The organism is Photobacterium lucens (assembly GCF_009873615.1).
Taxonomy (GTDB): domain Bacteria; phylum Pseudomonadota; class Gammaproteobacteria; order Enterobacterales; family Vibrionaceae; genus Photobacterium; species Photobacterium lucens.
On record NZ_SSMG01000356.1, the window covers coordinates 1 to 7967 of the forward strand.

Sequence of the window (7967 nt, forward strand, 5' to 3'; positions counted from 1 at the left end):
CATTTTCTTATAGCTTTACTCTCGCTTTTAACAAGAAATATTTCTTATTAAAAACGGAACTCAAGCGATAAAATCACGTTAATACGATGTAAATGAGTAAAAGGTCTAACGCATAAAAGAGCATGAAATTAGTTAGGCTGTTTGATCTATAAAATATCCCCTCTATCCGATCCTAATCAGCAAAGAAAACACAGTTCTCAAGGCTCTTTCTAGTTAAAATATCGATAAGCCAATGATAGATAGAAAAAACCACAGGCACATGACGTTAACCTGTGGTTTTAAAATTTGATAAATAACTGTCGAGATTACTGACGTTGCTGTAGTTGCTCAGTCAGCCAATTTAACCATGCCTCCATTCCCTCACCAGTTTTGGCTGACAGTTTGATCACTTGAATATTTGGATTAACTTTTCGAGCACTCGCAATACAGTCTTCAATATTGATATCAACATACGGCAATAAATCGACTTTGTTGATCAACATTAAGTCAGCGGCTGCAAACATATTCGGGTATTTAAGTGGCTTATCTTCCCCTTCAGTGACAGATAGGATTGCTACTTTACATGCTTCACCTAAATCAAAACTCGCTGGGCACACTAAGTTCCCCACGTTTTCAATAAACAAGAAACCCGGTTCATTCATGGCCAGTTGATGATAAGCATCATGCACCATTTGTGCATCTAAATGGCAACCTTTACCAGTATTGACTTGAATTGCAGGTACTTCAGTTGCACGAATACGATCCGCATCATTTGAGGTTTGCTGATCCCCTTCAATCACCGCACAAGGAAACTGCGGCTTTAACTGCATTAAAGTTTCAGTAAGCAAAGTCGTTTTACCAGAACCTGGGCTTGAAACGAGGTTAAGCACTAACTGCTTATTAGCTTCAAAATGCTCACGATTATGTTCAGCAAGCTTGTTGTTATTGCCTAAAATATCCATCTCTAACGTCAGTAGTTGACGCTGAGAAACCCCAGCTACATGGACTTCTGCTTCACCTTTACCATAGTGTAAATCGCCTTTTGCCATGGTTTCTGGTTGGTGATGAGAGTGCTCATGGTGATCGTGATGCGAATGGCTTTGATCGTGATGCGATGTTGCAGGTAAAGTGTAATGAACGTGATGATGCACGTCACCTTGATGGTGATAGTGATGATGGATCACAACAGGCTGTTCATTGCTCACTTGTTGAGCTTGGCTATGATCATGGTGATGTCCATTATGATGATGCTCGTGGTGGTGGTCATGTTCATGGTGACTATGCCCGTGGTGATCGTGATGATGATCCCCGTGTGCGACACCTTCTACTCGGCTATCTCCGCAGCCACATACATTACACATTACTCAACCTCAATATTCTTAATCATTAATTCGTCACCGGTTTCAACTTTCAGCTGATAACCATGGCAATGAGGGCAACAGACACCACGCTCGTCCATATCAATATAACGTTGGCAATCCATACACCATACCTGAGCTTGTACAGGCTCAATGGCTAACTTAGCGCCTTCTGCAATCGTCCCTCGTGTTGCAAATTCAAATCCAGTTGCCAATGCATGGGGCTCAATGCACGATAATGTGCCAATGGCTAGTGTCACCCGAGTTACACGATGAAAGCCTTGCTTTTTCGCCTGTTCAACCACGGTATCCACCGTATTCATACTCAGTGATAACTCATGCATAGCATGTCTCTCTAATTATTATGTTGGAAAATGGCATACCACAGTTGCCCTGCAGCAATAGATGCATCATTAGCAGGAAGCGTTTCGCCACAGAAAAGGGATAAATCCTGTTGTTTCACCAGCGCAAATACCTTGTCGACTAACACTCGGTTTTGAAAAACACCGCCGCCTAACGCTATCGGTAAATGGCTGTAACCTTGGGCAATATCTATGATCACGTTGGCAATTGCGTTAATAAAACCTAGGGCTAATTCGTGACGTAACGCATCACTCTTATCAGTGGCGATCTGTTTCAGTAATTGCGCTGAAAATAACGGTTGCCAGTCGATAAGATTGGTTTTACTGATATCAAACGATAACGCTGACTCTGAACATGCACTCATGGCAGCGTGTTCAAGTTGTAAGCCGCATTCGCCTTCATAGCCGACCTTATCCACCAAGCCTAATAAACTTGCCCATGCATCAATTAAACGCCCCATGGATGAGGTATATGGCGATTGACTGCCTGATTGCCATAACTGATAGAGATTATTAAAGTAAAACTCACTCCAAGCACTGAAGGCTGGCAGTTGCATCGCTTTAATTTCAGCCAATGAGTAGCATTCCAGCAATATGGCAAACAGTAATCGAGCTGGCTCTTTTATCGCTTTTTCGCCGCCAATTAAGCGAAATTGACGCAAATGTCCGACACGTTGGTAACTTTGTGGTGTTGAAAGTAAGACTTCACCACCCCACACGGTTTGATCGTCGCCCCAACCTGTACCATCAAAAGTAAAACCTAATACTTGCTCGGTTAAATGATGCTCTGCCATGACCGCTAATACATGGGCGTGATGGTGCTGTACCTTCAACAGTGGCGCAGTTAAATTCGCTTTAGCGTGGTAGGTTTGCGCAAATTGTGATGAGTGATAGCCGGGATGTTTATCGCATACCAATTGCTGCGGTTTAACATGATACAGTGCGGCTAAATGATGAAAGGTATCTTGGTAACGCTGCTCGGTATCAAGATCATCCAAGTCACCGATATAAGGTGATAATAGCCACTGTTTCGGCAATGCTAACCCAATCGTTGATTTTTGCTCTGCACCTAGGGCTACGGTGATATTACCTGTGCTTTGTTCGCTACCAGTACCAAAATGGCTCACTGGCGCATAGCCTCTTGCCATACGTAGCACACGGATTCTTCCGCCAGCATAATGAACAAGGCTATCATCACATGCGCTCACAATTGGGCGATTATGATCCAAAATAGCACTAATACAGCCAGAGAACTGAGCACTCACCTGCGCTAATTCTGTCGCTATTGGCATGCCTGATAAGTTTGCACTGGTCATTACTAATGCACTGGTTGCACCCAACTTCTCAAGCTCTGCAAATAACAAATAATGCAATGGCGTATAAGGAAGCATGATGCCTAGATATGGCACGTTAGGCGCAAGATCGTCAGCCATTTTGACATTTTGACGACATTGGGTATCTCGCTTGCGCATCAGCACAATCGGTCTTGCTTGTGCTTCTAATGCTTGCCATTCAGCATCACAACCTTCAACCACGTCTTTAGCAATACCAGCATCAGACACCATGATCGCTAATGGCTTTGATGGGCGATGTTTCAATAACCGTAAATTGGCGACAGCTTGAGGGTTCGTCGCATCGCAAGCTAGATGAAAACCACCGATACCTTTAATGGCAACGATGTCACCGTTTTTAATCTGTTGTGCAAGTTGCTCAATCGCCGTGTGTTTAGTAGCAATCAGTGGTAATTCCGTACAAGATTTTACTCGTAGCTTGGCATCATAAAGCGTGACCCAAGGGCCACAGCAATCACAGCTGATCGGTTGGGCATGATAACGACGATCTAACGGGTTTTTATACGCCTTGGCGCAATCAGGACACAGCGCAAAGTCTTGCATACTGGTGGATGCGCGATCATAAGGCAGTGCTTTAATAATGCTATAACGAGGACCGCAGTGGGTGCAGTTGGTAAAGGGATATTGGAAATATCGAGAATCTGCATTGGAAATATCCCGCTTACAGGCATCACAAAGCCCTTGATCTGGTGATATACACACTGTTGTGCTATCACGCTGTTGGCTTTGTTCAATACCAAAAGTAATCGGCTTTTCCAATTCAGACCATAATGGTCGTTCGGTGATCGTCACATCATCAATGCGACTTAATGTCGGTGCTTGCTCAACTAATTGAGCAGAGAAAGACACTAACGTTGAAATCGAGCCTTGAACGTCAATCTTTACCCCTTCCGAATCATTGATCACCGAACCAACTAGCGCATGTTGTGTCGCTAGTTGGTAGACAAAGGGGCGGAAACCGACCCCCTGTACAATGCCGGTAATATGAATATATTGTCGTGCAATGTTGTCTGTCACTATTACTAACCTGCAATTAAGACAGCATTAACATGCCACCAAATGCCGCCATTACGACACCTAGTACGCCTGTTACACGACGGTTTGCTGCAGAGTTTGCAATGAACTTACCTAGTACCACACCACAAGCGTGTAGCGTTGCTGTTGCTAGTACGAAACCAATGAAGTATTCAGCTGTACGAGCACCAAGTGGCATTTCCATACCGTGAGCCATACCGTGGAATAGTGCAAATGCCATTACAGCACCAGTTGCTACTTTTGCAGAAAGACGACCACCAGCAAGTAGCATTGCGCCCATAGCAATAACAGAAACAGCGATACCTAGTTCAACACCCGGGATCACAACACCAGAAACACCCAGCGCAGCACCAACAATCATGATAGAGATGAATGCAAGAGGTAGACGAGAAATGGCTTTACCACCCATGATTGCCGCTAATAGACCCACACCTAGCATTACGCTTAGGTGATCCATACCTGTGAATGGGTGAACAAAACCACTCATGAACGCAGATGCGTGAGGACCAATGTGACCTGGGTGTGCTAAAGCAAGAGGAGAAAAAGAGGTAGCTAGCAAACCCACCATTAGATGTTTCATTTTCATATCAGTATCTTCTTAAAAATTAACCGGCATATCCGGTAATGTTGTTAAATACTTCACGCCATACTTAGCGTTAAGTACGATCAAAGCACGACATTAAATCATGCCAAAAACACGTTCTGGGTGAGCATACGCATCGGCTCGACCACGGCGACAATGCCCAAGCAAGGTGATATTCAAGCGATCCGCAAGATCCACTGCCATCTTGGTTGCTGACGATACGGCTAATAACACTTCAACCCCTGCTGATGCTGCCTTTTGCACCATTTCAAAACTGGCTCGGCTGGTCACTAATACTGCCCCGCCCGATAAGCGTTTTTGGTGGATATAACCAACCAGCTTATCTAACGCAATATGACGACCCACATCTTCAAACACCGCTAATAGTTGCCCATTTTTATCCAGATAAGCTGCGGCATGTGCCGCCCCTGTTAACTGGTTAAGTGCTTGATGATCCAGTAACTGGCGTAAAGCTTGCTCTAAATGGCTTAAATCAAATTCAGTGCTGGTTGGCAGTGGCATTAGCATCCGACACACGGTTTCTAATTTTTCTTCACCACAGATCCCACAGCCTGTTAATCCTGCTAATGAACGACGCTTTTGCTTGAGCCTTTCAGCACAGCGATTAGCGATCTCAATGTCTAAATTAATCCCGTTATCGTGGTGAGTAATGGTCATATCGTGAATATCACGGTGATGATCAATGATCCCTTCCGATAGTGAAAAACCAATCGCAAACTGCTCTAAATCATGGGGCGTACACATCATCACGGTGTAAGCCACGCCATTAAATGCCAGTGCGACAGGCGTTTCTTCAATAATGAAATCCATCTCGCTAAAATCGCTTTCTCCTTTGCGATAGCGAACAATTGGACGCTGACAAGCATCACTAATGTCATCGGTTGATGTCACATCAAAGGTGGTCAAAATAGTGATCCTATAATCAATAAAATCTGAAATTAAACGCTTGGACTTTCACGAAAATCTTGGCAATTAATGCCCATTTTCTGCATGCGAGATAACAAGGTAGTACGCTTTAAACCTAATTGATTCGCTGCACCATTAGGCCCAGCTACGACCCCATGACACGCTTTTAATGCAGCGATCACCGCAGCTTTATCTATGGTTGGCTTTATCGGTGTACTCTGTGCTGGTGACGCTGATTGCGAAGCCATTTTGTCATCAGATAACGGTGCTGCACTCACAACAGGTACAGTCTTAGTTACAACTAAGGTGTCATCGCTAACCACCGTAGAATCAGCGCAAAGCGTGTGGCTTGTTTTTAGCTCCTGAACAGGTACGTTAAGCACATTTCCTCGGGTTAAAATCACCGAACGTTCAACAAAATTACGTAATTCACGGACATTACCCGGCCAAGGGAAAGCGCGCATAATATCGAGATCTTCTGCTGCTACCGCAGTAATGGTTTTACCCATTTTTTTAGCGAGTTCACGGGTGAAATGCTTCACTAATAGTGGAATATCTTCCGCACGTTCACGTAATGGCGGGATCTCGATTGGGAATACATTCAAACGGTAGTAAAGATCGTTACGAAACTTCTTTTTCTCTACCATTTCTAGCAAGTTGACGTTAGTTGCCACCACAATGCGTACATCAACGCTGATCAGCTCGTTTTTACCCACACGCTCGATTTCATTTTCTTGCAGTGCACGTAATAACTTAGGCTGTAGCTCTAATGGCATATCGCCAATTTCATCTAAAAACAGTGTGCCTTTATGGGCTTGTTCGAAACGACCAACACGCTGGCTAATTGCACCAGTAAATGCGCCACGCTCATGACCGAACAATTCACTTTCAAATAAACCAGCAGGGATCGCAGCACAGTTCATTTTCACCATGCGGGTTTTACTGCGCATACTTAGTTTATGGATGGCACGGGCGATCAACTCTTTACCTGTACCTGATTCACCTAAGATCAATACGGTACTATCGCAACTAGCCACTAACGCCACTTGCTCTAACACCTTATTCATCACTTCACTTTGGCTAATGATGTCGTCAAAAATAACGTGATCGCCCATATCATCAGCAATATTGACGAACTTGGTCATTGGGCGACTAGGAATACTTGCTTGATGGGTTTTAATGCTATGCATTGCCAAGGCAACACGGGCTGCGATCTGTTGAAATAACTCAACGTCAGCCGCTTGATAGTTCTTTTCAAGCAAGGTCATGAAACTGATATAGCCAACGGTGACACCACGGAATATCAGTGGCATCACACATGCACTTTTTACACGCTCAGGAAAATACGGACTATTATTATCCGCTTGCATCTTGGCAATATCGTTAGCCGTTAAAAATACATGTTTATTATTTTTAATTGCATTTTTAATCATGCGATCATTGGTAAAGAAATGACACTGATAATCCATTTCACCATCAATAAAGCTGGCTGAGTGTTGGTTATAATGACCATCACTTAATTGAATTATCGATAAATCGCTCATACCAAAATGTTGATATAAAAATCGTAATAATGAGCCGATAAGTTCTTTCTTGGTACTTTGACTGATCACAGTATTAGTAACATCCACTAACACCTGAAAGTTATTTTTCTCGGTGGTCAGTTTTTCAGTTACTGTTGAAGCTGTTTGATGCTCAATAATATGTTCAATCATCGCTGAAATCATATTATTGAATAATTTGAACTGTTTTTCGCTTTCACTATCACTCGGCATCGATAAATTAATATATTCGATCGCACCTAATGGCTGATTACAAATAGAAAGCGGAATTTTGCAATAATTAGCCACACCCTCATAGGCAGGATGATTCGCTAATTGGGGAAATGTTTGATATAGCGTTTCACCATCTAAATGATGGCAGTAATCACACATTGCCGCACCATGTAGGGCAAGGCTTGATTCTGTGTAATCAAATTGCTGACATTGCTTGTCTTGATCTAAATAGTAAAGGCTTGGTTGGCTATCCAAATCTTGCTTTAAAATTAGATTCACACGTTCAACATTTATAAATAATAGATCTTCGTTATTAAGAAAATCCATCACGCCTGAAATATCATTGATTGATAGTAAGGCTTTAGAAAAAGTCATCAAATCACTTTCAAAGCGTTCCATGTTGGCATTAACTCTTGCTGATAATGTCGCTCGAATGGAGAGTAATAATTCAAGCATTTGTAATACAATTCTCAACCATTTTAATAACCAAGTATTGATATTAATCAATAAATAATAAATATAAGTGCGAACTAATAATGCAAAAAGCACGACCGCTAATTATTTGAGCAATTTAATCAAGTGACAGCAATATAGTG

The 7967-nt window shown here is 42.8% G+C and carries 7 protein-coding genes; 1 reads left to right on the top strand and 6 read right to left on the bottom strand.

The annotated features are described in order from the left end of the window. Window positions 1-305: 305 nt before the first annotated feature. Window positions 306-1130: a hydrogenase nickel incorporation protein HypB gene (hypB, locus tag E5A76_RS15050; protein WP_316247336.1), complete on the bottom strand. Its 825-nt coding sequence runs from the start codon at window positions 1128-1130 to the stop codon at window positions 306-308. Here hypB and E5A76_RS20780 point away from each other — a divergent pair. Continuing rightward, window positions 1022-1369: a hypothetical protein gene (locus E5A76_RS20780; RefSeq protein ID WP_316247337.1), complete on the top strand. Its 348-nt coding sequence runs from the start codon at window positions 1022-1024 to the stop codon at window positions 1367-1369. The two genes, hypB and E5A76_RS20780, sit on opposite strands and share 109 nt — an antisense overlap. On the opposite strand, the gene hypA is transcribed toward E5A76_RS20780, so the two are convergent. The 5 genes from hypA to E5A76_RS15075 form a co-directional block, all read right to left on the bottom strand. Further along, window positions 1340-1681: a hydrogenase maturation nickel metallochaperone HypA gene (hypA, locus tag E5A76_RS15055; RefSeq protein WP_008989662.1), complete on the bottom strand. Its 342-nt coding sequence runs from the start codon at window positions 1679-1681 to the stop codon at window positions 1340-1342. The genes E5A76_RS20780 and hypA overlap by 30 nt on opposite strands. 11 nt (window positions 1682-1692) lie before the next feature. Continuing rightward, window positions 1693-4068 (bottom strand): carbamoyltransferase HypF, encoded by a 2376-nt coding sequence (gene hypF / locus E5A76_RS15060; RefSeq protein ID WP_161119407.1) that lies wholly within the window; start codon window positions 4066-4068, stop codon window positions 1693-1695. A 16-nt stretch (window positions 4069-4084) separates the two neighbouring features. Continuing rightward, on the bottom strand, window positions 4085-4672 hold the full coding sequence (locus E5A76_RS15065) for a HupE/UreJ family protein (RefSeq protein WP_045065335.1): 588 nt from the start codon (window positions 4670-4672) through the stop codon (window positions 4085-4087). A gap of 93 nt (window positions 4673-4765) precedes the next feature. After that, entirely contained in the window at window positions 4766-5596 is an 831-nt protein-coding gene (fdhD, locus tag E5A76_RS15070; RefSeq protein ID WP_161119408.1) for a formate dehydrogenase accessory sulfurtransferase FdhD, read from the bottom strand. A gap of 32 nt (window positions 5597-5628) precedes the next feature. After that, entirely contained in the window at window positions 5629-7827 is a 2199-nt protein-coding gene (locus E5A76_RS15075; protein WP_161119409.1) for a sigma 54-interacting transcriptional regulator, read from the bottom strand. Between the last annotated feature and the right edge of the window lie 140 nt (window positions 7828-7967).

Coding starts and splice junctions, on each gene's coding strand:
- hypA (WP_008989662.1), bottom strand. CDS start 1,681: ATGCATGAGTTATCACTGAGTATGAATACGGTGGATACCGTGGTTGAA.
- E5A76_RS15065 (WP_045065335.1), bottom strand. CDS start 4,672: ATGAAAATGAAACATCTAATGGTGGGTTTGCTAGCTACCTCTTTTTCT.
- E5A76_RS15075 (WP_161119409.1), bottom strand. CDS start 7,827: ATGCTTGAATTATTACTCTCCATTCGAGCGACATTATCAGCAAGAGTT.